The organism is Salmonella sp. SJTUF15581, from assembly GCF_043356775.1.
In the GTDB taxonomy this organism is placed as follows: Bacteria; Pseudomonadota; Gammaproteobacteria; order Enterobacterales; family Enterobacteriaceae; genus Salmonella; species Salmonella enterica.
In genome coordinates this window covers 157679-183237 of the sequence record NZ_JBEUJY010000010.1, presented here as the reverse complement: position 1 = coordinate 183237, position 25559 = coordinate 157679, and the positions used below count along the sequence as shown (strand labels likewise).

Genomic DNA, 25559 nt, shown 5'->3' with positions numbered 1-25559 from the left:
GGTGATGCTGCCAACTTACTGATTTAGTGTATGATGGTGTTTTTGAGGTGCTCCAGTGGCTTCTGTTTCTATCAGCTGTCCCTCCTGTTCAGCTACTGACGGGGTGGTGCGTAACGGCAAAAGCACTGCCGGACACCAGCGCTATCTCTGCTCTCACTGCCGTAAAACATGGCAACTGCAGTTCACTTACACCGCTTCTCAACCCGGTACGCACCAGAAAATCATTGATATGGCCATGAATGGCGTTGGATGCCGGGCAACTGCCCGCATTATGGGCGTTGGCCTCAACACGGTTTTACGTCACTTAAAAAACTCAGGCCGCAGTCGGTAACCTCGCGCATACAACCGGGCAGTGATGTGATTGTCTGCGCTGAAATGGACGAACAGTGGGGCTACGTCGGTGCTAAATCACGTCAGCGCTGGCTGTTTTACGCGTATGACAGGATACGGAGGACAGTTGTGGCGCACGTTTTCGGTGAACGCACTCTGGCCACACTGGAGCGTCTTCTGAGCCTGCTGTCACCCTTTGACGTGGTGATATGGATGACGGATGGCTGGCCGCTGTATGAATCCCGCCTGAAGGGAAAGCTGCACGTAATCAGCAAGCGATATACGCAGCGAATTGAGCGGCATAACCTGAATCTGAGGCAGCACCTGGCACGGCTGGGACGGAAGTCGCTGTCGTTCTCAAAATCGGTGGAGCTGCATGACAAAGTCATCGGGCATTATCTGAACATAAAACACTATCAATAAGTTGGAGTCATTACCCGCATGATTCAGCAGATAAATCCTTGAAAGCAGGTACTCAGCCCTCAGTGAACAGAATAAGTCAGCGTAATGTACTTTAGTGCTGACCACGTGCTCTGTATGATACAGAATCTATCTACTATAAACGAAAATACAGCACGATCAATGCTCACACTCTATATGGGACGTTCGTACCTGGACATGATTATCTGTGTTCAATGTCCCCGCATGACCGTCTTAACATCCAGAATATTACGTTTCCAAAAAAACCAGAAATGATAAAAAATGAGCTTAACGTACAATAATTTTCGATATCCAAACTGACCCCCAGTAGCAAATATTACGCATAAAAGAATGGTTATTATTATCATTTAAATTATAAAGCTCATGAGTCAATTCCAAAAAATATAATAAGCATTGAAATCATTACCCGTGATTCTGGAGTTTTAACTTTGCCATGTAACCAACCACAAGTTAGTTTCCGGTGTTTTGAGGGGCAGTAAAGTTCTGAAAGCGCGACCAGATCATAATCCCGAAATGTCGTTAAGATATTCTGAATAACGGTTATCCCTGCTTGTTGGCAGGCATTTGAAAATATATTTTGTATTCAGGTTGCAGCAAAACGCTTTCTTACACACAGGACTTCATATGCGGCTCAGAAAATTAAAACTGAAAAACTTCAGAGGCTACAGAAACTCTACTGAAATCATTATTGATGAAAGCATGACGGGTATTGTCGGTCGTAATGACTTTGGGAAATCAACGCTTCTGGAAGCGCTGGCTATTTTTTTTGAAACAGAAGGAATGAAGGCTGACAAGAATGACATGAACTGTTTCAGCCTAAGAGAAGGGGACGGCCGTTTTGAAATAGCCTGTGAATTTGATGACCTGCCCGATTTTATCATGATCGACGACAGGGTGCAGACCACGCTCGCCTCAGAACATCTGCTGAATGAGGACGGCAATTTTGAAATCGTCAAAACGTTTAAAGCAACGACCTCAGGAAAACCGGAGCAGACCTGCATCCGCTGCATCCACCCGGATGAGGAGCCCCTGAGAAATTTACTGGGCATGAAAATTTCTGAGCTCAAGGCGGTGGGAAAAGAAGTTGAAAAAAATGTGGCGGATAAACGCACTGCATCGTTATGGCGTCAGGCCATCAGGGAAGCCGCAGCCCCCTATACCTGTTCGGAAATTATGCTGGATGTCGATAAAGAGTTCGGAACCGACACAAAATCATTATGGGGTAAGATCCTCGATTTGCTGCCCACGTATGCGATTTTCAAAGCCGACAGGGAAAGCAGCGACGGGGATTCCGAAGCTAAAAACCCCTTACAGCAGGCCGTAAAAGACGCTCAGGCTGCGCTGCAGGACAAAATTACAGCGCTGGAAAATGAGATTCAGGACAGCGTCCTGGATGTCGCACAGAGAACGCTGGATAAATTACGTGAAATGGCCCCCGAACTCGCCAGTGAACTGACTCCACGATTTAAGGAGAAACCCAAGTGGACCTTCAATTTCACCCTGGACGGGGAAAATGGCATCCCCATCAATAAGCGCGGCAGCGGGATAAGGAGGCTTATCCTGTTGAATTTTTTTCGGGCTGAGGCTGAAAAGAATGTCGCGGGGACGCCCAGAAATGTGATTTATGCCATAGAGGAGCCTGAAACGTCACAGCATCCGAACTATCAGATGATGCTGATGAAAGCGTTACTGGCACTGGCAGGCCAGCCGCACCGTCAGATTATCGTCACCACCCATGTCCCGGCGCTGGCCGGATTAATCCCTGTCGAAGGCGTACGTTATGTTACCCGAAATGAGGCGGGTGAACCCGTAGTAAAAATGCCGGATGACGCAGTGCTGAAGGAAGCCACTGAAAGCCTGGGGGTGCTGCCAGAGACCGGTATGGAAAGGGCGCAGGGGATTGTTCTGGTAGAGGGAAAGTCGGATGTTACTTTCCTGAGGCATGCGGCCAGTTCATTAAAACAGTCAGGTGCGCTGCCAGCCTCTCTGGAGGACGTGAAAATAGTGCCAGTCCTCATAGGAGGGTGTGGTAGCGTCAAACACTGGGTTACATTGAATCTGGCCAAAGATCTGGGGCTTCCCTGGTGCGTATTTCTGGACTCCGATATTGGGGGAGACCCTGCACAGGTTCTGTCCATCCAGAAGCGTAAAAAAGAAGTAGAGGAGGCCGGTAAGGTATTTTTCGCTACGCGCAAACGTGAGATAGAAAACTATCTGTGCCCGGATCTTATCGAGGAAATTACTGGTGTAGCCGTCACGTTTACGGACACCTGTGACGCTAAAAAAATAATCGGCCGGGCTGTGGGAATGAAACCCGATAATGTACTAGATAAATTCTGGCCTCAGATGACATCAGAAAGAATCATCTCAAGATCAACCTATCATGACGGAACGCAGGAGAGAAGCGAGCTGGTTGAGATCCTGAGCGACATTGTATCCATGACGAGATAATGTATTAAATAAGCATCTCAGGTGCATATATTCCGGTCCTCAACAAAGGACCGGAGTACAGAGTAGTAAAAACCCGAAATTAATCGGGTTTGAATTATATAAAGATTAACCGACTCCCGCGCCCAGGAACGATGTAAAATCACGCTTGTCGTGACATTTCTACAATGTTTACTTTTGACTATCAAGCCATTTATTCATCTGCTCAATTTCACCTTTTTGAGCTTTAATGATGTCCTGCGCGAGCTTTCTCATTTTCGGATCTTTTCCGTATTTGAGCTCGGTCTCAGCCATTGCTATTGCCCCTTCATGGTGCGCTACCATGCCTTTCGCAAAAGCCTTGTCGGGATCGGACTCATTTACGGCAGCCATCATTTTGTCATGCATGTCTTTCATGCCAGCCATATATTCCTGTGACGAAGCCGAGGTAGACATATCAGTCATTTTCATTTCTGAATGTTCTGCTGAAATCGCTGGCAGGGATAACATTAATACTGCAAATAAAGTGTTTCTGGCTTTCATAAAAAATATCCTTTTAGCGTTGATGCCCGTTAACTGTAGCAGAATCTGATAAAAATGCCCCCTGTAGGGGGCAAAGATGTTGCCATATATCCGGTTACGGAAAAATCTATCAAGGAAATAAGGACAGCACAGATACTTCCCTCGCCGTCAGCCTGCACTGAGCATGCGACGATGCGCTTCGGCCATGGCCTGATGTGGGCCAGACTGACCGTTATTCATAAATTCATGGGCAACTGCAGCTCTTTCATGCTCATTCATTGCCGCTAATGACTTCGACGGCCCGGTAGGGGAAACGGTCTGACTTCCCATCATCCTCTGATGACTTTCCACCATTTTCTGGTGCGCATCCGCCGACCCGTTCGTCATGGTTTCATGAGCAATAATGGCCTGTTCATGCTGGTCCATACCGGCCATACGAGGTGCAGTCCCCTGGATCCCGACAGGAGCCGCAGCAGACTGCATCTGGTGAGCAGGTGCCTGTGCATTGTTGACCCGCTCATGGATATTCACGGTTTCAGTGGCCCAGGCCGAAGAAATTAAGCCAAAGCCCAGCAAGGATGCTAATACGATATTTTTCATGATAACTCTCCATTTCTTAATTAGTGATGTCCGGGGGAGTACAACCGGTGTTTTCAGTTCCATAACTGAAACAGGTTCGGAAGTGTTTATTTCTCCGGGAGGGGACTGGATATTCATTTCCTGGCGTCCACTGACGCCGGATATTGATAAAGCAATCCAGCCTTCCTGATAAGTTGCACTAATTATATCGAATGGCTTCTGTTTGCTGCATGACAGGCTAATGACATCTTTGTCATTTAAATCTTTATTCCCAGCACTGGGTGTCCGGAATCATTTTCTCCAGTCTGGGCACGGATAAGATAAAACGCGTTGAGTGTACGTCCGATTCCACCTGCACTCTTCCGTGATGTGCTTCCACGATTGACTTCACAATCGCAAGGCCGATGCCGCTGCCTTCTCCTTTTCGTTGTCTGGACGGATCCACCCGATAAAAACGGTCAAACAACCTTGATAAATGCTCTTCAGGGATTGGTTTCCCCGGATTTTCAATCACAAGGTCAAAAAAGCTCTCCTGCTCTCTTATTGAGACGGTGATTGCCTGTCCCTCCGGGGTATAACGCAGGGCATTGGATAACAGATTATTGATCGCCCTTCTGAACATTTGTGGATCTCCCTCAACCAGGCAGGGCATCCCGTTAAATTTGAGCGTGATATTGCGTTCTTCGGCCCAGGCTTCGAAAAACTCGAAGACTTTCATGACTTCCGCTCTGAGGTCAAACATGACCCTGTCAGGTATCAGCTGATTATTATCTGCCTGTGCCAGGAACAGCATATCGCTGACCATTTTGGTCATCCGGTTATACTCTTCAAGACTGGAATAGAGGACATCCTCAAGTTCCCTCTGTGTTCGATCCTGACTCAGTGCGATTTCAGTCTGCGTCACCAGATTGGTGATGGGCGTTCTGATCTCATGCGCGATATCGGCAGAGAAATTGGCCTGGCGGGTAAAGACATCCTCAATCTTTCCAATCATATGATTGAACGAGATAACCAGTTGCTCCAGCTCAATGGGAACGCGTGTCGGTTCCAGTCGCGCATCAAGATTCTCGGAGGTGATGTTTTTAATGGCATTGCTGACATTACGAAGGGGCAGGTGCCCCTGACGGACAGCGATTCGAATGATCAGAACAATCAACAGGCTTATCACGACGGCAATCGCAATCAGGTTCTTTTTCAGCGCATCGAGGTAATGGAGATGGAAATTAATGGATAGGCCAGTCAGCATGACATAGTTCTGCTGTTTGCCCTGAAATATCGCCTGACCAGAGGAGGCGATAATCCTGTATGTTTCCATCTTCATTTCGGACCCGGTATCCATCGGTCCCGCAGGATCCTCCACCGTCCAGAGAAAGACATCCCGTGCGCGGCTGTGCTCGCTAAAATCTGCTGAATTCACTGCCGGGCGTAGTGCCGCCCCCTGAGCTGAGCTAAAGAGCACTTCCCCCCTGGGATTGAGGAGCAAAAGGGCAACGTTGCGGTAGCTGGCAATTGATTCCTTTATTTTGCTTATTTTTTTATCATCCGGATCCACCGGGGACTGCAGTATACGGTTCAGTGTGGTGCTGATTTGTTGAAGATCGCTGACATCCTGCTCGGCAAAATGATTTTCAACAGAATGCAGCATAAACCAGGTGAATGCGATAAAAGCCAGTATCGTGGACAGGCTGATAAAAAAGGTCAGCCGCAGAGCGAGTGAGAAAGGGCGTCTGGAAGGTTTGCTATGCATCCGGGACCTCCAGCATGTAGCCCACGCCCCGGACTGTCTGGATCAGCTTTGTCTCGTAATCGTTGTCTATTTTAGCGCGGAGTCGCTTTACTGCGACATCGATCGCATTAGTGTCGCTGTCAAAATTCATGTCCCAGACCTGAGAGGCAATCAGGGAGCGGGGAAGAACCTCTCCCTGATGGCGAATGAAGAATTCCAGCAGGCTGAACTCTTTACTGGTGAGCACAATGCGGTTTCCGGCGCGACTGACTTTTCTGGATACGAGATCAATCGAGAGGTCAGCCACCTTAAACTGGCTTTCCGTGATCATCGTGTTTCCCCGCCTCAGAAGGGTTCTCACCCGGGCGAGCAGTTCGGCAAACGCAAAGGGTTTAACCAGATAATCGTCCGCACCCAGTTCCAGTCCTTTGACCCTATGTTCGATCGTGCCGAGGGCTGTCAGCAGTAAGACCGGCATACCCTTTCCGGCAGTGCGCAGCATGCGGATGATATCCCAGCCGTTCACATCAGGTAGCATGATATCCAGAATGACTAAATCATACTCGGCTGTCATGGCGAGATGATATCCGGTAAGACCATTATCAGCGTGATCCACTACGAACCCTGCCTCTGTAAGCCCTTTGCTGAGATATTCACCTGTTTTAATTTCGTCTTCGACGATCAATATTTTCATCTTGCTCCCCGGCTGGCTGCTAATGTCATTCTATTGCGCCCACGATCGTTATCAACGGATTACAGCAAAAATGACAACATTGTCATTATCCTGTCACCCGGCAAACAGAGAGCGTTAGGTAAAGTACCCCTATCAATACTCTGGACTTCATTTGAACCATTTACCAGGTCTGCCTGGACGAGAAGCGTTATGTTCAAATTAAAATTACTCAGCATTAGCACGATATTCATCCTGGCAGGCTGCGTGTCGCTTGCGCCTGAATATCAGCGGCCCGCAGCACCGGTACCCCAGCAGTTTTCACTGTCCCATAACAGCCTGACGCCAGCGGTAAATGGCTATCAGGATACGGGCTGGCGTAACTTTTTTGTCGATCCCCAGGTTACCCGGTTGATCGGTGAAGCTCTGACTAATAACCGTGATTTGAGAATGGCTGCCCTGAAGGTTGAAGAGGCCCGAGCCCAGTTCAACGTCACGGATGCAGATCGTTATCCCCAGCTGAATGCCTCATCCGGGATAACATACAGCGGTGGTCTGAAAGGTGACAAGCCGACCACACAGGAGTACGACGCGAGACTGGAGCTCAGCTATGAGCTCGATTTTTTCGGCAAACTTAAGAACATGAGTGATGCTGATCGCCAGAACTACTTTGCCAGCGAAGAAGCCCGTCGGGCCGTACACATCCTGCTGGTATCCAACGTTTCACAAAGCTATTTCAGCCAGCAACTGGCGTACGAACAACTTCGTATTGCGCGGGAAACGCTGAAAAATTATCAACAGTCCTATGCTTTCGTTGAGCAGCAGCTCGTGACCGGGAGTACGAACGTTCTGGCACTTGAACAGGCGCGAGGACAAATCGAAAGTACCCGCGCCGAAATAGCCAAACGAGAAGGCGATCTGGCTCAGGCAAACAATGCCCTGCAACTGGTGCTGGGAACGTACCGCGCACTTCCGTCAGAAAAAGGGATGAAAGGCGGGGAGATAGCCCCAGTAAAATTGCCACCAAATCTGTCTTCACAAATTTTGCTGCAGCGACCGGATATTATGGAAGCGGAATATCAGCTGAAAGCGGCTGATGCCAATATTGGCGCAGCGCGAGCGGCCTTTTTCCCCTCAATTACCCTGACCAGTGGTCTTTCCACAAGCAGTACGGAGCTGTCCAGCCTGTTTACGTCAGGAAGTGGAATGTGGAATTTTATCCCTAAAATTGAAATTCCTATATTTAATGCTGGCAGGAATAAAGCCAATCTGAAGCTGGCTGAAATTCGCCAGCAACAGTCGGTGGTTAATTACGAACAAAAAATTCAGTCAGCCTTTAAGGATGTTTCCGACACGCTTGCGCTGCGCGACAGCCTTAGCCAGCAACTTGAGTCACAGCAGCGTTATCTTGATTCACTTCAGATAACTCTCCAGCGTGCCAGAGGATTGTATGCAAGTGGTGCTGTCAGTTACATCGAAGTGCTGGATGCAGAACGTTCCCTCTTCGCTACCCAGCAAACCATTCTCGATCTTACCTATTCCCGGCAGGTTAACGAAATTAATCTGTTTACCGCGCTGGGTGGCGGTTGGGTAGAGTAAATTTATTTAATTAATCAGGAAATTAAAATGCGTAATTCACTTAAAGCCGTTTTATTTGGTGCCTTCTCTGTCATGTTTTCTGCCGGTCTTCATGCTGAAACACATCAGCATGGCGATATGAATACTGCCAGTGATGCTTCGGTACAGCAAGTTATCAAGGGCACCGGTGTCGTTAAAGACATTGATATGAATACTAAGAAAATCACCATTTCGCATGAAGCAATTCCAGCGGTGGGCTGGCCTGCAATGACCATGCGCTTTACTTTTGTTAATGCAGACGATGCTATTAATGCCCTGAAAACAGGCAACCATGTCGATTTCTCGTTTATTCAGCAGGGCAATATCTCCTTACTCAAAAGCATTAACGTGACGCAGTCCTGATTGGCTGTCCGGAGCGATTACATCCTGTGCGCCTGTACATTCACATAGGTATATGTGTGAGTTAACCGTCAGGCGCATATGCCAGGTGTTTTGATTTTTTAGCGGAAAATTGTATGGCTTCTTTAAAGATAAAATATGCTGCAATAATTATCAGCAGCCTCATAGCAGGGGGGCTGATATCGGTTACTGCCTGGCAGTATGTAAACTCATCACAAAAAACAGTACAAACCGAACAAAAGGCACCGGAGCGAAAGGTACTTTTCTGGTATGACCCGATGAAACCGGATACCAAATTTGATAAACCCGGAAAATCGCCCTTTATGGATATGGACCTGGTGCCAAAATATGCTGATGACAGTGGCGATAAAAGCAGTGGCGGGATCCGTATCGACCCAACCCAGGTTCAGAATCTGGGATTAAAAACGCAAAAAGTCACGCGAGGAATGCTGAATTATTCTCAGACAATCCCGGCTAATGTCAGCTATAACGAGTATCAGTTTGTTATTGTGCAGGCGCGTTCTGACGGGTTTGTCGAAAAAGTCTACCCCATGACGATTGGCGATCATGTGAAGAAGGGGACGCCACTTATCGATATTACCATTCCGGACTGGGTGGAAGCACAGAGTGAATTCCTTCTGTTATCCAGCACCGGTGGTACTTCCACGCAAATTAAAGGCGTTCTGGAACGGCTTCGCCTGGCAGGTATGCCGGAAGAGGATATTCAGAGACTGCGTTCTACCCGGAGCATTCAGACCCGTTTTACCATTAAAGCACCTATTGATGGTGTCATTACTGCATTTGACCTGCGCACCGGCATGAATATTTCGAAAGATAAGGTGGTGGCTCAGATTCAGGGAATGGACCCGGTCTGGATCAGCGCTGCAGTGCCAGAATCTATCGCCTATCTGCTGAAAGATACGTCGCAGTTTGAAATTTCGGTACCGGCTTATCCGGATAAAACATTCCATGTCGAAAAATGGAATATTCTTCCCAGCGTGGATCAGACAACCCGTACGCTTCAGGTCCGTCTCCAGGTTTCTAATAAGGATGAGTTTCTCAAGCCGGGCATGAATGCCTATCTGAAACTGAATACCAGAAGCCAGGAGATGCTGCTGATACCAAGCCAGGCCGTTATCGATACCGGCAAAGAACAGCGCGTGATTACTGTTGATGATGAAGGCAAGTTTGTGCCGAAACAGATCCACGTTCTGCATGAGTCACAGCAACAGTCCGGCATCGGCTCCGGCCTGAATGAAGGCGATACCGTGGTGGTCAGTGGCCTGTTCCTCATTGACTCTGAAGCCAATATTACGGGCGCACTGGAACGTATGCGCCACCCTGAAAAAACAGAAAGCAGTATGCCAGCAATGTCTGACCAGCCTGTAAATATGCATTCAGGGCACTGAGGAGACGACGATGATTGAATGGATTATCCGGCGCTCTGTCGCCAACCGTTTCCTGGTCATGATGGGGGCCCTGTTTCTCAGCATCTGGGGCACATGGACGATTATTAACACGCCTGTCGATGCCTTGCCTGACCTGTCAGATGTGCAGGTCATTATCAAAACCAGCTATCCCGGCCAGGCCCCGCAGATTGTAGAAAACCAGGTCACCTATCCACTTACCACCACCATGCTGTCCGTGCCTGGCGCAAAAACCGTGCGTGGTTTTTCACAGTTCGGTGATTCGTATGTGTATGTCATTTTTGAAGACGGCACCGATCTGTACTGGGCCCGTTCCCGCGTGCTGGAGTACCTGAACCAGGTACAGGGAAAACTGCCCGCCGGTGTGAGTTCTGAAATCGGTCCGGACGCCACGGGGGTGGGCTGGATATTTGAATATGCCCTTGTCGATCGCAGCGGAAAACACGACCTTTCAGAACTGCGTTCTCTGCAGGACTGGTTCCTGAAATTTGAGCTGAAAACCATCCCGAACGTGGCTGAGGTCGCTTCGGTTGGCGGCGTGGTGAAACAGTACCAGATTCAGGTCAATCCGGTAAAATTGTCTCAGTATGGTATCAGCCTGCCCGAAGTGAAACAGGCCCTTGAATCGTCTAACCAGGAGGCCGGTGGCTCATCCGTTGAAATGGCCGAAGCTGAGTATATGGTCCGTGCCAGCGGTTATCTTCAGAGCATTGATGATTTTAATAACATCGTCCTGAAAACAGGCGAGAACGGCGTGCCGGTTTATCTGCGGGATGTTGCCCGCGTGCAGACCGGGCCTGAAATGCGGCGTGGTATTGCCGAGCTGAACGGCCAGGGCGAAGTCGCTGGCGGCGTGGTGATCCTGCGGTCGGGTAAAAATGCACGCGACGTTATCACGGCAGTGAGGGATAAACTTGAGACGCTGAAGGCCAGCCTGCCGGAAGGCGTTGAAATCGTGACCACCTACGATCGCAGCCAGCTCATCGACCGGGCGATTGATAACCTCAGTTCCAAACTTCTGGAAGAGTTTATCGTGGTGGCCATCGTCTGTGCCCTGTTCCTGTGGCACGTACGTTCTGCCCTGGTGGCGATTATCTCTCTGCCGCTTGGTCTGTGTATCGCCTTTATCGTCATGCACTTCCAGGGACTGAACGCCAATATCATGTCGCTGGGAGGGATAGCGATTGCCGTCGGTGCGATGGTGGATGCCGCCATTGTGATGATTGAGAATGCGCATAAGCGGCTTGAGGAGTGGGATCATCAGCATCCGGGTGAGCAGATTGACAACGCCACCCGCTGGAAGGTGATTACCGATGCCTCCGTTGAAGTGGGACCCGCACTGTTTATCAGCCTGCTGATCATCACCCTGTCCTTTATTCCTATCTTTACCCTGGAAGGTCAGGAAGGACGTCTGTTTGGCCCGCTGGCATTCACGAAAACGTACTCCATGGCGGGCGCGGCCGCGCTGGCCATCATCGTCATTCCGATTCTGATGGGATTCTGGATCCGGGGGAAAATTCCTGCAGAGACCAGTAACCCCCTGAACCGGGTACTGATCAAAGCGTATCATCCATTGCTGTTGTGGGTTCTCCACTGGCCAAAAACAACCCTGCTGGTTGCGGCCTTGTCCATTTTCACCGTTATCTGGCCGCTGAGCCAGGTGGGCGGTGAGTTTCTGCCGAAGATTAACGAGGGCGACCTGTTGTATATGCCGTCGACCCTGCCGGGTGTCTCTCCGGCTGAAGCTGCAGCGCTCCTGCAGACGACGGACAAGTTAATCAAAAGCGTTCCTGAAGTGGCCTCTGTATTTGGCAAGACCGGTAAAGCAGAGACCGCCACGGATTCCGCACCGCTCGAAATGGTTGAAACCACGATCCAGCTCAAACCTGAGGATCAGTGGCGTCCAGGCATGACGATTGACAAGATTATTGAAGAACTCGACAGGACCGTCCGTTTACCGGGGCTGGCAAACCTCTGGGTGCCGCCAATCCGTAACCGTATTGATATGCTCTCAACCGGGATCAAAAGCCCGATAGGTATCAAGGTGTCCGGAACGGTTCTGTCCGATATCGATGCAACGGCGCAGAGTATCGAAGCGGTCGCCAAAACCGTACCCGGCGTAGTGTCTGCTCTCGCAGAGCGACTGGAAGGCGGGCGCTACATTGATGTGGATATCAACCGGGAAAAAGCCTCCCGCTACGGAATGACGGTGGGCGATGTGCAGCTGTTCATCTCATCAGCCATCGGCGGCGCGACGGTAGGGGAAACGGTTGAAGGCGTGGCCCGGTACCCGATTAATATCCGCTATCCGCAGGATTACCGGAACAGCCCGCAGGCCCTGAAACAGATGCCGATCCTGACCCCGATGAAGCAGCAGATCACGCTGGGCGATGTTGCGGATATTAAGGTCGTTTCCGGGCCGACTATGCTGAAAACGGAAAATGCCCGTCCAGCCAGCTGGATTTACATTGACGCGCGCGGCAGGGATATGGTGTCGGTGGTTAATGACATTAAAACGGCGATCAGTCAGAAAGTGAAACTGAGACCGGGTACCAGCGTGTCATTCTCCGGACAGTTTGAACTGCTTGAGCATGCCAACAAGAAACTGAAGCTGATGGTGCCGATGACGGTGATGATCATCTTCATCCTGTTGTATCTGGCATTCCGCCGGGTTGATGAAGCCCTGCTGATCCTGATGAGCCTGCCGTTCGCCCTGGTTGGCGGGATATGGTTCCTGTACTGGCAGGGCTTCCATATGTCTGTCGCAACCGGAACGGGGTTTATCGCTCTGGCCGGGGTGGCAGCAGAGTTTGGCGTGGTCATGCTGATGTATCTGCGTCATGCCATTGACGCGCACCCGGAATTGTCCCGTAAAGAGACGTTCACACCGGAAGGCCTTGATGAAGCCCTCTATCATGGTGCCGTACTGCGTGTCCGGCCGAAAGCCATGACCGTGGCGGTGATCATTGCGGGTCTGCTGCCAATACTCTGGGGAACCGGTGCAGGTTCAGAAGTCATGAGCCGTATCGCGGCACCCATGATTGGTGGGATGATCACGGCTCCGCTGCTGTCCCTGTTCATTATTCCTGCCGCCTACAAATTAATCTGGCTGCGCAGACATAAAAAAAGCGTGTCCTGAACCTGAAAGGGCACCCCCTGTGGGTGTCCTTCTTTACTGATTCACCCTGACGTCAGGGTTTATATCGATAATATACAGAGGTGAGTATGAAAAAAGTGGTTCTAATGGCGCTGGCTCTCGGCCTTTCACTACCCGCGATGGCGAGTGAAAAAGTCATTGATATGTACAAATCTGAAAACTGTGGCTGTTGTTCCCTGTGGGGCAAAGCGATGGAAAAAGACGGGTTCGAAGTACGAACTCACGTCATGAATGATCAGGCGCTGTCAGCCCAGAAAGAAAAGCATGCTATTCCTGCAGGACTACGAAGTTGTCATACCGCGGTTGCCGGTAATTTGATCATTGAAGGCCATGTGCCTGCGACAACGATACATAAGGCAATGCAGTCTGGTTCGGGTATATACGGTCTCGCCACCCCCGGTATGCCAGCAGGAAGTCCTGGAATGGAGATGGGAGCCCGAAAAGAGGCTTACGATGTTATCGCATTCTCACCGGATGGAAGTAAAAAAGTCTTCCAGCGAATCGAATAGTCAGCGGAACGGCTGATAACGGGACGCCGGTAGCAGGCACTCCTGTGCCGGCGATATTCGTGGTAATCGCATCCATGACATACCCTGAAGACAGAAAATGCTTCAGATATGCATAAGGAGAGTTACAGTGAAAAATAACAATGCAGTGCAACACAACAACCAGACTGCTTCTGAGCAGACATTATCCCCGGACGAGGGCCACGTATTGCATAAGGTGAGAGATCCCGTGTGCGGGATGGCCATCCTGCCCGACAGGGCGCACAGCAGCATTCGATACCAGGACCATCAACTTTATTTCTGCTCCGCCAGCTGTGAGAGTAAATTTAAAGCCCATCCCGATCGTTATCTTACCGAAGATGCCAGTGAACATTCCCATCACCATCACCACGATCATCACGAAGTCAGCCCTGATCAGATAAAACAGCCTCACCACCAGGCGGAAAAAGAGAATTCTGAAGGTGTGTGGACATGTCCGATGCACCCGGAGATACGCCGCAGTGGTCCCGGAAGCTGTCCTGTCTGTGGAATGGCACTGGAGCCGCTCGTAGCTACGGCATCCACGGGGCCGAGTGATGAACTTCACGACATGACAAGACGCTTCTGGCTGGGGTTGTTGCTGGCGTTTCCGGTTCTGGTACTCGAAATGGGATCTCATCTGTTTCCCGACTTGAGGAATACAGTACCGCCACAGTACAACACATGGCTGCAGTTGCTTCTGGCCTCCCCTGTCGTGTTGTGGTGTGGCTGGCCATTCTTCGCCCGGGCCGGAATGTCGTTACGTAACCGCTCCCTGAATATGTTTACCCTTGTTGCAATGGGGACCGGCGTAGCCTGGGTTTACAGCGTCATTGCAACCGTCTTCCCCTCCTGGTTTCCTGCATCGTTCAGAAACATGGATGGCCTGGTGGCCGTTTATTTTGAAGCCGCAGCAGTTATTACGGTGCTTGTTCTGCTGGGACAGGTTCTTGAGCTGCGGGCACGGGAACAAACCTCAGGCGCCATTACTGCGCTTCTGAACCTTGCCCCCAAAACCGCCAGACGGCTGGATCATGACGGTCATGAAACGGATATTAATGCGGAAGATGTCCTGCCTGGCGATAAGCTCCGCATCAGACCTGGAGAGAGTATTCCGGTCGACGGTATCGTGATCGAAGGCAAAACAACCGTTGATGAATCGATGGTGACCGGGGAGTCTATGCCGGTTACCAAAACGAAGGATGACCCTGTCATTGGGGGGACGATTAATCAGACAGGGAGTCTTATCATCCGTGCAGAGAAAGTCGGTGATGAAACGATGCTCTCACGAATTGTTCAGATGGTCGCTGATGCACAGCGTTCGCGTGCCCCCATCCAGAGAATGGCTGACAGCGTTTCAGGCTGGTTTGTTCCTCTGGTGATACTTATCGCGGTTGTTGCTTTCGTGATCTGGTCTGTCTGGGGGCCCGAGCCCAGGATGGCGCACGGTCTGATTGCGGCTGTGTCGGTCCTGATTATTGCCTGCCCCTGCGCACTGGGGCTGGCCACACCGATGTCGATAATGGTGGGGGTAGGCAAAGGAGCCCAGGCCGGGGTGTTAATCAGGAATGCCGAAGCCCTTGAGCGTCTTGAAAAAGTGGACACGCTGGTTGTCGACAAAACAGGCACGCTCACGGAAGGTTCGCCTACGGTGACAGGGATTATCAGTCTCAATCCGGGTGGGGAAGCATCTCTTTTACGTGTAGCGGCCGCAGTGGAAAAAGGCTCGCAGCATCCGCTGGGTATGGCTGTAGTCCGGGCAGCCCAGCACAGGGGGATCATGATACCCGCAGTCAGTGATTTCAATGCTCCGTCGGGGAAAGGTGTTTCAGGCGATGTTGAAGGTCAACGGGTTGTTATTGGTAATGAACTGGCTATGCAGGAAAACAGTATCGTTATTGATAATCAAAAGGCCGTTGCGGATAAGTTGCGGATGGAAGGCGCTACCGTTATCTATGTGGCCACAGATGGGTACCTTGCAGGCCTGATAGCTATCTCGGATCCCGTGAAAGCAACCACGCCGGATGCGCTTAAAGCTTTGCGTCAGGCGGGGATCCGCATTGTTATGCTCACCGGGGATAACCAGCTTACTGCTGAAGCAGTCGCACGGAAACTGGGAATAGATGAGGTTGAAGCCGGGATTCTGCCGGATGGCAAAAAAGCAGTGATAACCCGACTGAAAGCGTCTGGCCATGTGGTTGCGATGGCCGGAGACGGTGTGAATGATGCCCCGGCGCTGGCAGCGGCTGACGTGGGAATAGCCATGGGAACGGGTACAGATGTGGCAATTGAAAGTGCCGGAGTCACCCTTCTCAAAGGCGACTTGATGATACTGAACAGGGCCCGTCATCTGTCAGAGATCACCATGAAAAATATCCGTCAGAATCTGTTTTTTGCATTTATCTACAACGCACTTGGCGTGCCTGTGGCTGCAGGTCTGCTTTATCCTGTGTATGGAATACTGCTGTCGCCAGTTATTGCGGCGGCGGCCATGGCTCTTTCCTCCGTCAGCGTCATTGTGAATGCGTTGCGTCTGAAAAGTGTCAGGCTCGGGAAATAACACTGAGTGAAGGGTCAGTTACGAACAGAAGGAGTCCAGTATGAAAAGTACCACCTATGCGCTTATTGCTGTCGCCGCGATCGCGGCATTTGCCCTCCTGCGCGAACACTGGTCACATGTGGCAGGTTACTGGCCATATCTGTTATTGCTGGTCTGCCCGCTAATGCATCTTTTCCACGGCCACGGAGGGCATGGAGATCATCAACATCACGGAAGTGAAAACGATAAAAAAAATTAATCCGGCAGACGGGGCCGCGTCGCGGTCCCGTTATCAGTCCAGGTATCGTTCGTAGTCTCTGGCATGCGCAAAGGCATGCTGTTCGAGTTTGTTATCAGCGGGTGCCGCTGCCCGGAACGCCAGAGAGTTAACAGGGTTGTTATTGATGACCAGCTCGTAATGCAGATGAGGACCGGATGAACGTCCGCTGTTACCGGATAACGCAATAGCACCTCCCCGTGTAACCCTGGCCCCTTTAGTAACGAGTATTTTATTGAGGTGGAGATAGCGAGTTTTAACACCGGCTTTTCCCGTTACTTCAACAAAATATCCCATGGTACTGTTGTATTCGGCCCGGGTGATTTTTCCGTCGATGACGCTGACTATTTTCGTGTTCATGGGCATGGAATAATCAATGCCATTATGGGGACTCACTTTTCCCGATACCGGGTTAAGTCTTGCAGGATTGAAAGGCGAACTGAGTCTTGCTGTGGCCGGTAACGGATAATCGAGACTGCCTTTCCCGGAAGTATCGGAAAGGTTATAGAACTTTTTATCTGATATACGATACGCCGTGTAATTAAATGAACCGGACGTAAATTTATAGGCCACGACACGTGATTTTCCCGCTTTCTTTTGCAGTACGAGTTTTAATGATTCATTTTTTTTCAAATGCCGCAGATTAAACCGGGAAGGCAAGGAGCGCTGAAGAGTAGCGATCTCGTTCGATTCCAGCCCCGAGCGGGTGGCTGAAAGGTAGGCATTTTCTTTTACGACATCGGTAGAATACATTTACTGGAATTCGCCGTTAGCATGAACACTGCGGCGTATGCTAGGGGTTTTCAGGAGGCGTGTCATCTGTCAGTTAATCGGGAGCACCGTTGATGGTCGTCATTTTTGTAACATATCTTGTTTCCCGTTTGCTCCTGAAGCTCTGGGAACTGTATGACCAGCCCGACGGTGATGATTAACGGGACTGAAACAGGTTACGGCAGAGCAATATGGGGCTCATGTCCTGCTACGTAACCCGTCAGTAAAGCCCTGCTGCGCACCTGACGCTAAGCACTAACCCGCCTGCAGTTACCTGGTCGAATACAGCCCGCGAAGCTTTCTTGCCTGCGTCTGATGTGCTTCCGCACCGGCATTATTGACCTGCTCATGCACGAGAGCGGCTTTTTCTCCGGCATTCAGTTCGTTAAAAGAAGAAGACGAGGTCTTTGAATTTGCGTCACTGCCGGACAGCATTTTTTTATGTTCCTCAATCATTTTCTGATGCGCATAGGACGCGCTGTTGTTCATAAATGAATGAGCAACAATGGCCCTTTCATGTTCATTCATTTCAGAGAATGAGGGCGTGTTGTTTTTATTAACCCTGTCCGGTAAGTTTTCATGCGTCGAGGAATTCACATGACTGACGGCTGAGGCATTATTAACAAATCGATGTGCTTCATGGGCAATATCACTGGACTGAGCAAAAGCTGCCCCACAAAATAAAGCTGTAAACGCAGTGGTCGTGATTAATATATTCATGTGTAATTACCTTCTGAGGTACATAAAAGATGTCCTTATGATCATATATAAAAATAATCAACCTGTGGGGAAGATGACGTAAATGTAATACAGCTATGTACATTACACGATTGTAATGAATTTGTTTCTTAAGGTGTGCTAGATTCATTTTATTGTAAGTGGATGAACCAGTAATTTAATTTAAATCGGTTCTCGAATTCTGTCAGTAACCATACTTTAAATAAGGGAATACGCATGCTGTTGAAAACGTCTCGACGAACTTTCCTGAAGGGGTTAACCCTCTCTGGCGTAGCCGGAAGTCTTGGCGTATGGAGTTTCAATGCGCGTTCCAGTCTGAGCCTGCCAGTTGCCGCATCCCTGCAGGGTACTCAGTTTGACCTGACCATTGGTGAAACGGCCGTCAATATCACGGGCAGTGAGCGTCAGGCCAAAACAATCAATGGAGGCCTGCCGGGGCCCGTTCTTCGCTGGAAAGAAGGTGACACCATTACCCTGAAGGTCAAAAACCGTCTTAATGAACAGACGTCCATTCACTGGCACGGCATTATTCTTCCGGCCAATATGGATGGTGTTCCGGGGCTGAGTTTTATGGGCATAGAGCCTGATGATACCTACGTTTACACCTTTAAGGTTAAGCAGAACGGGACTTACTGGTACCACAGCCATTCCGGTCTGCAGGAACAGGAGGGGGTATACGGTGCCATTATCATCGATGCCGGGGAGCCAGAACCGTTTACTTACGATCGTGAGCATGTGGTCATGTTGTCTGACTGGACCGATGAAAATCCTCACAGCCTGCTGAAAAAATTAAAAAAACAGTCGGATTACTACAATTTCAATAAACCAACCGTTGGCTCTTTTTTCCGCGACGTGAATACCAGGGGGCTGTCAGCCACCATTGCCGATCGGAAAATGTGGGCTGAAATGAAAATGAATCCGACTGACCTCGCGGATGTCAGTGGCTACACCTACACCTATCTCATGAACGGGCAGGCCCCGCTGAAAAACTGGACCGGACTGTTCCGTCCCGGTGAAAAGATACGCTTACGGTTTATCAACGGCTCGGCAATGACCTATTTCGATATCCGTATCCCCGGGCTGAAAATGACGGTCGTGGCTGCAGATGGCCAGTATGTAAACCCGGTTACCGTTGACGAATTCAGGATTGCCGTTGCCGAAACCTATGATGTCATTGTGGAGCCTCAGGGTGAGGCCTATACCATCTTCGCACAATCCATGGACAGGACCGGTTACGCTCGAGGGACACTGGCCACGAGAGAGGGGTTAAGTGCTGCCGTTCCCCCCCTCGATCCCCGTCCTCTGTTGACCATGGAAGATATGGGTATGGGGGGAATGGGACATGATATGGCAGGAATGGACCACAGCCAGATGGGAGGCATGGATAACAGCGGAGAGATGATGTCTATGGACGGTGCTGACCTTCCGGATAGCGGGACATCCTCCGCGCCCATGGATCACAGCAGCATGGCCGGTATGGATCATTCCCGGATGGCCGGAATGCCGGGTATGCAAAGTCATCCTGCGTCAGAAACGGATAACCCACTGGTTGATATGCAGGCGATGAGCGTCTCTCCGAAATTAAATGATCCGGGTATTGGTCTTCGAAATAACGGAAGAAAGGTTCTCACGTACGCGGATTTGAAAAGCCGCTTTGAGGATCCTGACGGACGTGAACCTGGCCGTACCATAGAACTGCATTTAACCGGCCACATGGAAAAGTTTGCCTGGTCATTTAACGGAATCAAGTTTTCAGATGCCGCACCGGTGCTGCTGAAATACGGTGAGCGGCTCAGGATCACGCTGATCAACGATACCATGATGACTCACCCCATTCACCTGCATGGTATGTGGAGCGATCTGGAAGATGAAAACGGTAATTTCATGGTTCGTAAACACACAATAGATGTTCCCCCTGGTACAAAACGCAGTTACAGAGTGACAGCAGATGCGCTTGGCCGCTGGGCGTATCACTGCCATTTGCTCTATCACATGGAAATGGGAATGTTTCGTGAAGTCCGGGTGGAGGAATGATGCGAATGAAGAGAAATTTGAAGGCCATACCTGTTCTGGTCGCCGGTTTGTTTACCTCACAGCTTTCTATTGCGGCGGGCTCCGTCTCTGCAGATCCCCACGCCGGGCACGACATGTCTGCCATGCAGATGCCAGCAGATGAGAATTTCACTGAGATGACGTCAATGGAGCCCATTGTAACTGAGAGCAGAACGCCAATTCCGCCTGTTACCGATGCCGACCGGAAGGCTGCATTCGGCAATTTACAGGGGCATGCGATTCACGACAGTGCGATTAATTATCTGGTTCTGCTGGATCAACTGGAATGGCAACGGTCGGATAACACCAACAATTTCAGCTGGAGTGTTAACAGCTGGATTGGAGGCGACACAGATCGGATTTGGCTAAAGAGTGAAGGTGAACGAAGCAATGGGGAAACGGAGGCGGCTGAAGCGCAGTTACTCTGGGGACATGCGGTTGGCCCATGGTGGGATTTGGTTGCGGGTGTCAGGCAGGATTTCAGACCTGCTTCTGCCCGGACCTGGGCTGCTGTCGGTTTTCAGGGGCTGGCACTCTATAATTTTGAGTCTGAAATTACGGGTTTTGTCAGTAATGGCGGAAAAGCAGCCCTTCGTCTGGGAGGAGAATACGACGTTTTACTGACTAACCGGCTCATACTCCAGCCATCCTATGAGGTGAATTTCTACAGTCAGGATGATGAATCGCGGGGTCGCGGCAGGGGACTGACTGACACAGAGCTGGGGCTCCGGCTGCGCTATGAAATACGCCGTGAGTTTGCACCCTATATAGGCGTTTCCTGGAATCAACTTTACGGGAAAACATCCGATATGGCGAAAAGAGAAGGTGAGAAAGACCATCAGGTAGTATTCCTGGCGGGAGCCAGAATCTGGTTTTAACGCACTGATATAAAACACTCAACTAAACAGGTAAATAAAATGTCGATTTTAAATAAAGCCATTCTTACAGGTGGCCTCGTTATGGGCGTTGCTTTCTCTGCTATGGCCCATCCGGAATTAAAAAGCTCTGTGCCACAGGCTGATTCAGCCGTAGCGGCCCCGGAAAAGATTCAGCTTAATTTCTCGGAAAATCTGACCGTGAAATTCTCAGGTGCAAAATTAACGATGACGGGTATGAAAGGCATGTCATCACATTCTCCGATGCCGGTCGCGGCAAAAGTGGCGCCAGGCGCTGACCCTAAATCGATGGTCATTATTCCGCGAGAGCCTTTACCCGCTGGCACTTATCGTGTTGACTGGCGCGCGGTTTCTTCAGATACGCACCTTATTACCGGTAATTACACCTTTACAGTGAAGTAATATTATGAACGACCTGATTATGATTGTTATTCGTTTTCTTCTTTATCTGGATTTGATGGTAATATTTGGATTGCCATTTTTTCAGATATATGGAATAAGCGGTGTCAGACATGAAACCTATAACCTGACTAATTTCAGGTCGTTTATAACTTTTGCTGTTGTTACAGGCATCATTCTTACTGGCATTAATATGCTCCTGGTATCTAATGCCATGAGTGGAGTAACTGACCTCAGAGAATTATCCATCCATGTTATCGAGATGGTGATAGAAGAAACTGATGTGGGTATTAGCTGGATTGTCAGGCTCTGTGCCCTGTTTACCACACTCGGTGCTTTGTTCCTTTACACTAATAAGAGAGTATTGTCCTGCCTGCTGATGACGATGAGTGGGGGCGTGGCGCTGGCTACACTTGCCTGGGGAGGACACGCCGTTATGCATGACGGTCTGCATTACTATCTCCATTTACTGAGCGATCTGACCCATCTCGGCGCTGCAGGTGCCTGGACAGGTGCTCTGGTTGCATTTGCTATCCTGCTGATGCGCAGAAACGAGCATAATGCACAGAGCGTCATTGTGATATCTGACTCCCTGGCAAAATTTGCCACGGCAGGAACGGTGATTGTTGTAGCCCTGATCCTGAGTGCGCTGGTCAACTATCTGTATATTGCTGAGGGTAACTTAACTCCCTTATTCAACAGTTCCTGGGGGAGGATATTGCTTGCCAAGACGGCTCTGTTTGTTCTGATGCTTCTTCTGGCTGCAGCAAACCGGTTTCACCTGGGTCCCCGGCTTGAAGTTATGGTCAGGGAAGGGAATTATGATCGCAGCGTTGCCCTGATGCGAAACAGCATCCTGACAGAATTCGTTGTTGCGATTATCATTCTGGGCGCCGTAGCGTGGCTCGGAATGCTTGCTCCGTCTCAGGTCAGCTAGGGGACAGCCAAAGCTCATGCGTGAGATTTTTACTTTCATATCAGCGAGTTGACCATGCAGCGTATTTTAATCGTTGAAGACGAACAAAAAACAGGTCGTTACCTGCAGCAGGGACTGGTTGAGGAAGGCTATCAGGCCGATCTCTTTAATAATGGCCGCGATGGTCTCGGGGCCGCGTCGAAGGGACAGTATGATTTGATAATACTGGACGTGATGCTGCCTTTCCTCGACGGGTGGCAAATCATCAGCGCACTGAGGGAGTCCGGGCACGAAGAACCGGTCCTGTTTTTAACCGCAAAGGACAACGTGCGGGACAAAGTGAAAGGACTGGAGCTTGGCGCAGATGACTACCTGATTAAGCCCTTTGATTTTACGGAGCTGGTTGCACGTGTAAGAACCCTACTGCGCCGGGCACGCTCGCAGGCCGCAACAGTCTGCACCATCGCCGATATGACCGTTGATATGGTGCGCCGGACCGTGATCCGTTCGGGGAAGAAGATCCATCTCACCGGTAAAGAATACGTTCTGCTTGAGTTGCTGCTGCAACGCACCGGAGAAGTGTTACCCAGGAGTCTTATCTCGTCCCTGGTCTGGAACATGAATTTTGACAGTGATACGAATGTGATTGATGTCGCCGTGAGACGTCTGAGAAGTAAAATTGATGATGACTTTGAGCCAAAACTGATCCATACCGTTCGCGGTGCCGGATATGTCCTGGAGATCAGAGAAGAGTGAGGTTCAAAATTTCCCTGACCACACGCCTGAGCCTGATTTTTTCTGCGGTGATGCTTACGGTATGGTGGTTATCAAGTTTTATCCTGATTAGCACCCTTAATGGCTATTTCGATAATCAGGACCGCGATTTTCTGACAGGTAAACTTCAGCTCACCGAAGAGTTTCTTAAAACAGAGACGTTCAGGAACAAAACGGATATTAAGTCATTATCAGAAAAAATAAACGATGCGATGGTGGGGCACAATGGCTTATTCATTTCTATAAAAAACATGGAAAATGAAAAAATTGTTGAACTCTATGCCAAAAATTCTGTTGTTCCAGCGGTCCTGCTTAATAAGTCGGGTGATATTCTCGACTATATGATCCAGACGGAAGAAAATAACACCGTGTACCGCAGTATCTCGCGGCGGGTTGCCGTGACGCCGGAACAGGGTAAAAGCAAACATGTCATCATTACGGTTGCCACGGATACTGGGTATCACACCCTGTTTATGGACAAACTCAGTACCTGGCTGTTCTGGTTCAATATCGGTCTGGTCTTTATTTCTGTTTTTCTGGGCTGGCTGACCACACGTATTGGTCTGAAACCGCTACGGGAAATGACCAGTCTGGCTTCCTCCATGACCGTACACAGCCTGGATCAGCGTCTAAATCCCGATCTGGCTCCGCCGGAAATCTCTGAGACCATGCAGGAGTTCAATAATATGTTTGATCGCCTGGAGGGGGCATTCCGGAAACTGTCAGATTTCTCGTCTGACATCGCGCATGAGCTGCGCACACCAGTCAGTAATCTGATGATGCAGACGCAGTTTGCACTGGCTAAGGAAAGGGATGTTTCGCATTACCGCGAAATTTTATTCGCTAACCTGGAAGAACTGAAAAGGTTGTCACGAATGACCAGTGACATGCTTTTTCTGGCACGTTCAGAGCATGGTCTGCTGCGGCTGGATAAACATGATGTGGATCTGGCAGCCGAACTGAATGAATTACGTGAGTTGTTCGAGCCCCTGGCAGACGAAACAGGAAAGACAATCACGGTTGAAGGAGAGGGCGTTGTTGCCGGAGACAGCGATATGCTCCGACGTGCTTTCAGTAACCTGCTTTCCAATGCAATCAAGTATTCTCCCGATAACACCTGTACAGCGATACACCTTGAGCGTGACAGTGACTGTGTGAACGTGATGATTACGAATACGATGTCCGGCCAGGTTCCCGCTAATCTGGAACGTTTGTTTGACCGGTTCTATCGCGCAGACTCATCAAGGTTCTACAACACGGAAGGCGCGGGGCTGGGATTATCAATTACAAGGTCGATCATTCATGCTCACGGCGGCGAGCTGTCAGCAGAACAGCAGGGGCGTGAAATTGTGTTCAAAGTGCGCCTGTTAATGGATTAATCCCGTTGTTCAGGAGAAACCTGGAAGGTGACAAAATTGTCATCATTCAGTCACGCGATAAACAGAGGCGGTTTTTTATAATTATTCATAAATCAGGAGCAGCGTGATAACACAATCACCTGGTTCCTGGAGTGATGATTAACCCGCCCTGAGATCAACTGCTTTCTCTGTTATAAGCCATTGATTGTTTGGGTATGTAAACACCGGAGACCCAACCATGAAAAAGATTCTCGTATCATTTGTTGCCATTATGGCTGCCGCTTCATCTGCCATGGCTGCAGAGACAATGAACATGCATGACCAGGTAAATAATGCACAGGCACCTGCCCACCAGATGCAGTCATCTGCTGAAAAAAGTGCAATTCAGGGAGACAGCATGACAATGATGGATATGAGCAGTCACGATCAGGCCGCAATGTCCCATGACATGATGCAAAACAGCAATTCTGCTGCCCACCAGGACATGGCTGAAATGCATAAAAAAATGATGAAAGCTAAACCCGGAGCTACCAACGAAACAGCAAAGTCATTTTCTGAAATGAGCGAGCATGAGAAGGCCGCAGCTGTACATGAGAAGGCGAATAATGGTCAGTCTTCCGTTGTTCACCAGCAGCAGGCTGATAAGCATCGCAGTCAGATCACCCAGAATTAACCCGCAGCTCCACTTGTTAGACCCTCATTTGACGCCGAAGTCACTGGCTTACGCTCCCGTCCGGGAGCGTTTTTTTTCCCATATATCAAACTTTAACTCTGAAGAGGTGGAAGTATCTGACCAACACTGTCACGTAACGCCAGATAACTACAAAAACACCTTTTTCCTCCTGTAAATTGCAGTTCCTGCAAGAACATCAAGGCATAATGTTGGAACAGCGTGTGATACACACTTAGCATCATGTTTTGTATGTGTTTTTTTAAAACTTTACAACTTTAAAGTCTTTTTCAGGTTAAAGGATACAACTTTAATGTCTCTACACAGCGGCAAAACGCTAAGTACCATTACAAACAATAAGCGAATAGACATCCCGGACAGAGGTGTTA

At 49.7% G+C, this 25559-nt stretch carries 22 protein-coding genes; 16 read left to right on the top strand and 6 right to left on the bottom strand.

The window, feature by feature from the left end:
• Nucleotides 1-55 precede the first annotated feature (55 nt).
• A protein-coding gene (locus ABVN36_RS17580) for an IS1 family transposase (RefSeq protein ID WP_223367361.1) occupies nt 56-753 on the top strand; the annotation gives its coding sequence in 2 pieces (ribosomal slippage) (nt 56-305 and nt 305-753; 699 coding nt in all).
• A 642-nt stretch (nt 754-1395) separates the two neighbouring features.
• On the top strand, nt 1396-3222 hold the full coding sequence (locus tag ABVN36_RS17575) for an AAA family ATPase (protein ID WP_001239419.1): 1827 nt from the start codon (nt 1396-1398) through the stop codon (nt 3220-3222).
• 168 nt (nt 3223-3390) lie between these two features.
• Here ABVN36_RS17575 and ABVN36_RS17570 read toward each other — a convergent pair whose 3' ends face one another.
• The 4 genes from ABVN36_RS17570 to silR all read right to left on the bottom strand — a co-directional run bounded on the left by ABVN36_RS17570 (nt 3391) and on the right by silR (nt 6719).
• Nucleotides 3391-3741 carry a DUF305 domain-containing protein gene (locus ABVN36_RS17570; RefSeq protein ID WP_000647571.1) on the bottom strand — a complete coding sequence of 117 codons (351 nt, stop codon included), beginning with the start codon at nt 3739-3741 and terminating at the stop codon, nt 3391-3393.
• A 147-nt stretch (nt 3742-3888) separates the two neighbouring features.
• Nucleotides 3889-4320, bottom strand: a complete 432-nt coding sequence (silE, locus tag ABVN36_RS17565) for a silver-binding protein SilE (RefSeq protein WP_000790485.1) — start codon at nt 4318-4320, stop codon at nt 3889-3891.
• Nucleotides 4321-4564: 244 nt separating this feature from the next.
• A complete protein-coding gene (silS, locus tag ABVN36_RS17560) occupies nt 4565-6046 on the bottom strand; it encodes a copper/silver sensor histidine kinase SilS (RefSeq protein ID WP_000555736.1) in 1482 nt (493 codons plus the stop codon).
• Entirely contained in the window at nt 6039-6719 is a 681-nt protein-coding gene (gene silR, locus ABVN36_RS17555; protein ID WP_000697968.1) for a copper/silver response regulator transcription factor SilR, read from the bottom strand. The genes silS and silR overlap by 8 nt, the downstream gene beginning before the upstream one ends.
• A gap of 189 nt (nt 6720-6908) precedes the next feature.
• Here silR and silC point away from each other — a divergent pair, with 189 nt between their 5' ends.
• From silC to ABVN36_RS17520, 7 genes are all read left to right on the top strand, one after another.
• Nucleotides 6909-8294 (top strand): Cu(+)/Ag(+) efflux RND transporter outer membrane channel SilC, encoded by a 1386-nt coding sequence (gene silC / locus ABVN36_RS17550; RefSeq protein WP_000475507.1) that lies wholly within the window; start codon nt 6909-6911, stop codon nt 8292-8294.
• Nucleotides 8295-8321: 27 nt separating this feature from the next.
• A complete protein-coding gene (gene cusF / locus ABVN36_RS17545) occupies nt 8322-8675 on the top strand; it encodes a cation efflux system protein CusF (protein WP_001246155.1) in 354 nt (117 codons plus the stop codon).
• Between the two features lie 113 nt (nt 8676-8788).
• Nucleotides 8789-10081, top strand: a complete 1293-nt coding sequence (silB, locus tag ABVN36_RS17540; RefSeq protein WP_001381488.1) for a Cu(+)/Ag(+) efflux RND transporter periplasmic adaptor subunit SilB — start codon at nt 8789-8791, stop codon at nt 10079-10081.
• Between the two features lie 10 nt (nt 10082-10091).
• Entirely contained in the window at nt 10092-13238 is a 3147-nt protein-coding gene (silA, locus tag ABVN36_RS17535; RefSeq protein ID WP_020219104.1) for a Cu(+)/Ag(+) efflux RND transporter permease subunit SilA, read from the top strand.
• Nucleotides 13239-13324: 86 nt separating this feature from the next.
• On the top strand, nt 13325-13765 hold the full coding sequence (locus ABVN36_RS17530; protein WP_000758229.1) for a DUF411 domain-containing protein: 441 nt from the start codon (nt 13325-13327) through the stop codon (nt 13763-13765).
• A gap of 97 nt (nt 13766-13862) precedes the next feature.
• Nucleotides 13863-16340 (top strand): Ag(+)-translocating P-type ATPase SilP, encoded by a 2478-nt coding sequence (gene silP, locus ABVN36_RS17525; RefSeq protein WP_001398208.1) that lies wholly within the window; start codon nt 13863-13865, stop codon nt 16338-16340.
• A 40-nt stretch (nt 16341-16380) separates the two neighbouring features.
• Entirely contained in the window at nt 16381-16578 is a 198-nt protein-coding gene (locus ABVN36_RS17520) for a DUF2933 domain-containing protein (RefSeq protein ID WP_000843494.1), read from the top strand.
• 33 nt (nt 16579-16611) lie between these two features.
• Here ABVN36_RS17520 and ABVN36_RS17515 read toward each other — a convergent pair whose 3' ends face one another.
• Both ABVN36_RS17515 and ABVN36_RS17510 read right to left on the bottom strand, forming a co-directional pair.
• A complete protein-coding gene (locus ABVN36_RS17515; RefSeq protein WP_000287501.1) occupies nt 16612-17349 on the bottom strand; it encodes a peptidoglycan DD-metalloendopeptidase family protein in 738 nt (245 codons plus the stop codon).
• Nucleotides 17350-17637: 288 nt separating this feature from the next.
• On the bottom strand, nt 17638-18087 hold the full coding sequence (locus tag ABVN36_RS17510; RefSeq protein WP_001023257.1) for a copper resistance protein: 450 nt from the start codon (nt 18085-18087) through the stop codon (nt 17638-17640).
• A gap of 234 nt (nt 18088-18321) precedes the next feature.
• Between ABVN36_RS17510 and pcoA the strand changes: the two genes are divergently transcribed.
• From pcoA to pcoE, 7 genes are all read left to right on the top strand, one after another.
• A complete protein-coding gene (gene pcoA / locus ABVN36_RS17505) occupies nt 18322-20139 on the top strand; it encodes a multicopper oxidase PcoA (protein ID WP_000925240.1) in 1818 nt (605 codons plus the stop codon).
• Nucleotides 20140-20144: 5 nt separating this feature from the next.
• Complete coding sequence (pcoB, locus tag ABVN36_RS17500) at nt 20145-21035, top strand: copper resistance outer membrane transporter PcoB (RefSeq protein ID WP_001378118.1); 891 nt, start codon at nt 20145-20147, stop codon at nt 21033-21035.
• A 39-nt stretch (nt 21036-21074) separates the two neighbouring features.
• Nucleotides 21075-21455 (top strand): copper resistance system metallochaperone PcoC, encoded by a 381-nt coding sequence (gene pcoC / locus ABVN36_RS17495; RefSeq protein WP_020219105.1) that lies wholly within the window; start codon nt 21075-21077, stop codon nt 21453-21455.
• 55 nt (nt 21456-21510) lie between these two features.
• Entirely contained in the window at nt 21511-22389 is an 879-nt protein-coding gene (gene pcoD / locus ABVN36_RS17490; RefSeq protein ID WP_229692861.1) for a copper resistance inner membrane protein PcoD, read from the top strand.
• A gap of 54 nt (nt 22390-22443) precedes the next feature.
• Complete coding sequence (pcoR, locus tag ABVN36_RS17485) at nt 22444-23124, top strand: copper response regulator transcription factor PcoR (RefSeq protein ID WP_001188930.1); 681 nt, start codon at nt 22444-22446, stop codon at nt 23122-23124.
• On the top strand, nt 23121-24521 hold the full coding sequence (gene pcoS, locus ABVN36_RS17480) for a copper resistance membrane spanning protein PcoS (protein WP_001211180.1): 1401 nt from the start codon (nt 23121-23123) through the stop codon (nt 24519-24521). The genes pcoR and pcoS overlap by 4 nt, the downstream gene beginning before the upstream one ends.
• A 217-nt stretch (nt 24522-24738) precedes the next feature.
• Nucleotides 24739-25173: a copper resistance system metallochaperone PcoE gene (pcoE, locus tag ABVN36_RS17475; protein ID WP_000723069.1), complete on the top strand. Its 435-nt coding sequence runs from the start codon at nt 24739-24741 to the stop codon at nt 25171-25173.
• Nucleotides 25174-25559: the final 386 nt, after the last annotated feature.

Coding starts and splice junctions, on each gene's coding strand:
- pcoC (WP_020219105.1), top strand. CDS start 21,075: ATGTCGATTTTAAATAAAGCCATTCTTACAGGTGGCCTCGTTATGGGC.
- silR (WP_000697968.1), bottom strand. CDS start 6,719: ATGAAAATATTGATCGTCGAAGACGAAATTAAAACAGGTGAATATCTC.
- silS (WP_000555736.1), bottom strand. CDS start 6,046: ATGCATAGCAAACCTTCCAGACGCCCTTTCTCACTCGCTCTGCGGCTG.
- ABVN36_RS17575 (WP_001239419.1), top strand. CDS start 1,396: ATGCGGCTCAGAAAATTAAAACTGAAAAACTTCAGAGGCTACAGAAAC.
- ABVN36_RS17515 (WP_000287501.1), bottom strand. CDS start 17,349: ATGTATTCTACCGATGTCGTAAAAGAAAATGCCTACCTTTCAGCCACC.
- ABVN36_RS17570 (WP_000647571.1), bottom strand. CDS start 3,741: ATGAAAGCCAGAAACACTTTATTTGCAGTATTAATGTTATCCCTGCCA.
- ABVN36_RS17510 (WP_001023257.1), bottom strand. CDS start 18,087: ATGAATATATTAATCACGACCACTGCGTTTACAGCTTTATTTTGTGGG.
- pcoD (WP_229692861.1), top strand. CDS start 21,511: ATGGTAATATTTGGATTGCCATTTTTTCAGATATATGGAATAAGCGGT.
- cusF (WP_001246155.1), top strand. CDS start 8,322: ATGCGTAATTCACTTAAAGCCGTTTTATTTGGTGCCTTCTCTGTCATG.
- silP (WP_001398208.1), top strand. CDS start 13,863: ATGCTTCAGATATGCATAAGGAGAGTTACAGTGAAAAATAACAATGCA.
- pcoB (WP_001378118.1), top strand. CDS start 20,145: ATGAAGAGAAATTTGAAGGCCATACCTGTTCTGGTCGCCGGTTTGTTT.
- silB (WP_001381488.1), top strand. CDS start 8,789: ATGGCTTCTTTAAAGATAAAATATGCTGCAATAATTATCAGCAGCCTC.
- pcoE (WP_000723069.1), top strand. CDS start 24,739: ATGAAAAAGATTCTCGTATCATTTGTTGCCATTATGGCTGCCGCTTCA.
- silE (WP_000790485.1), bottom strand. CDS start 4,320: ATGAAAAATATCGTATTAGCATCCTTGCTGGGCTTTGGCTTAATTTCT.
- silC (WP_000475507.1), top strand. CDS start 6,909: ATGTTCAAATTAAAATTACTCAGCATTAGCACGATATTCATCCTGGCA.
- ABVN36_RS17530 (WP_000758229.1), top strand. CDS start 13,325: ATGAAAAAAGTGGTTCTAATGGCGCTGGCTCTCGGCCTTTCACTACCC.
- pcoR (WP_001188930.1), top strand. CDS start 22,444: ATGCAGCGTATTTTAATCGTTGAAGACGAACAAAAAACAGGTCGTTAC.
- pcoA (WP_000925240.1), top strand. CDS start 18,322: ATGCTGTTGAAAACGTCTCGACGAACTTTCCTGAAGGGGTTAACCCTC.
- silA (WP_020219104.1), top strand. CDS start 10,092: ATGATTGAATGGATTATCCGGCGCTCTGTCGCCAACCGTTTCCTGGTC.
- ABVN36_RS17520 (WP_000843494.1), top strand. CDS start 16,381: ATGAAAAGTACCACCTATGCGCTTATTGCTGTCGCCGCGATCGCGGCA.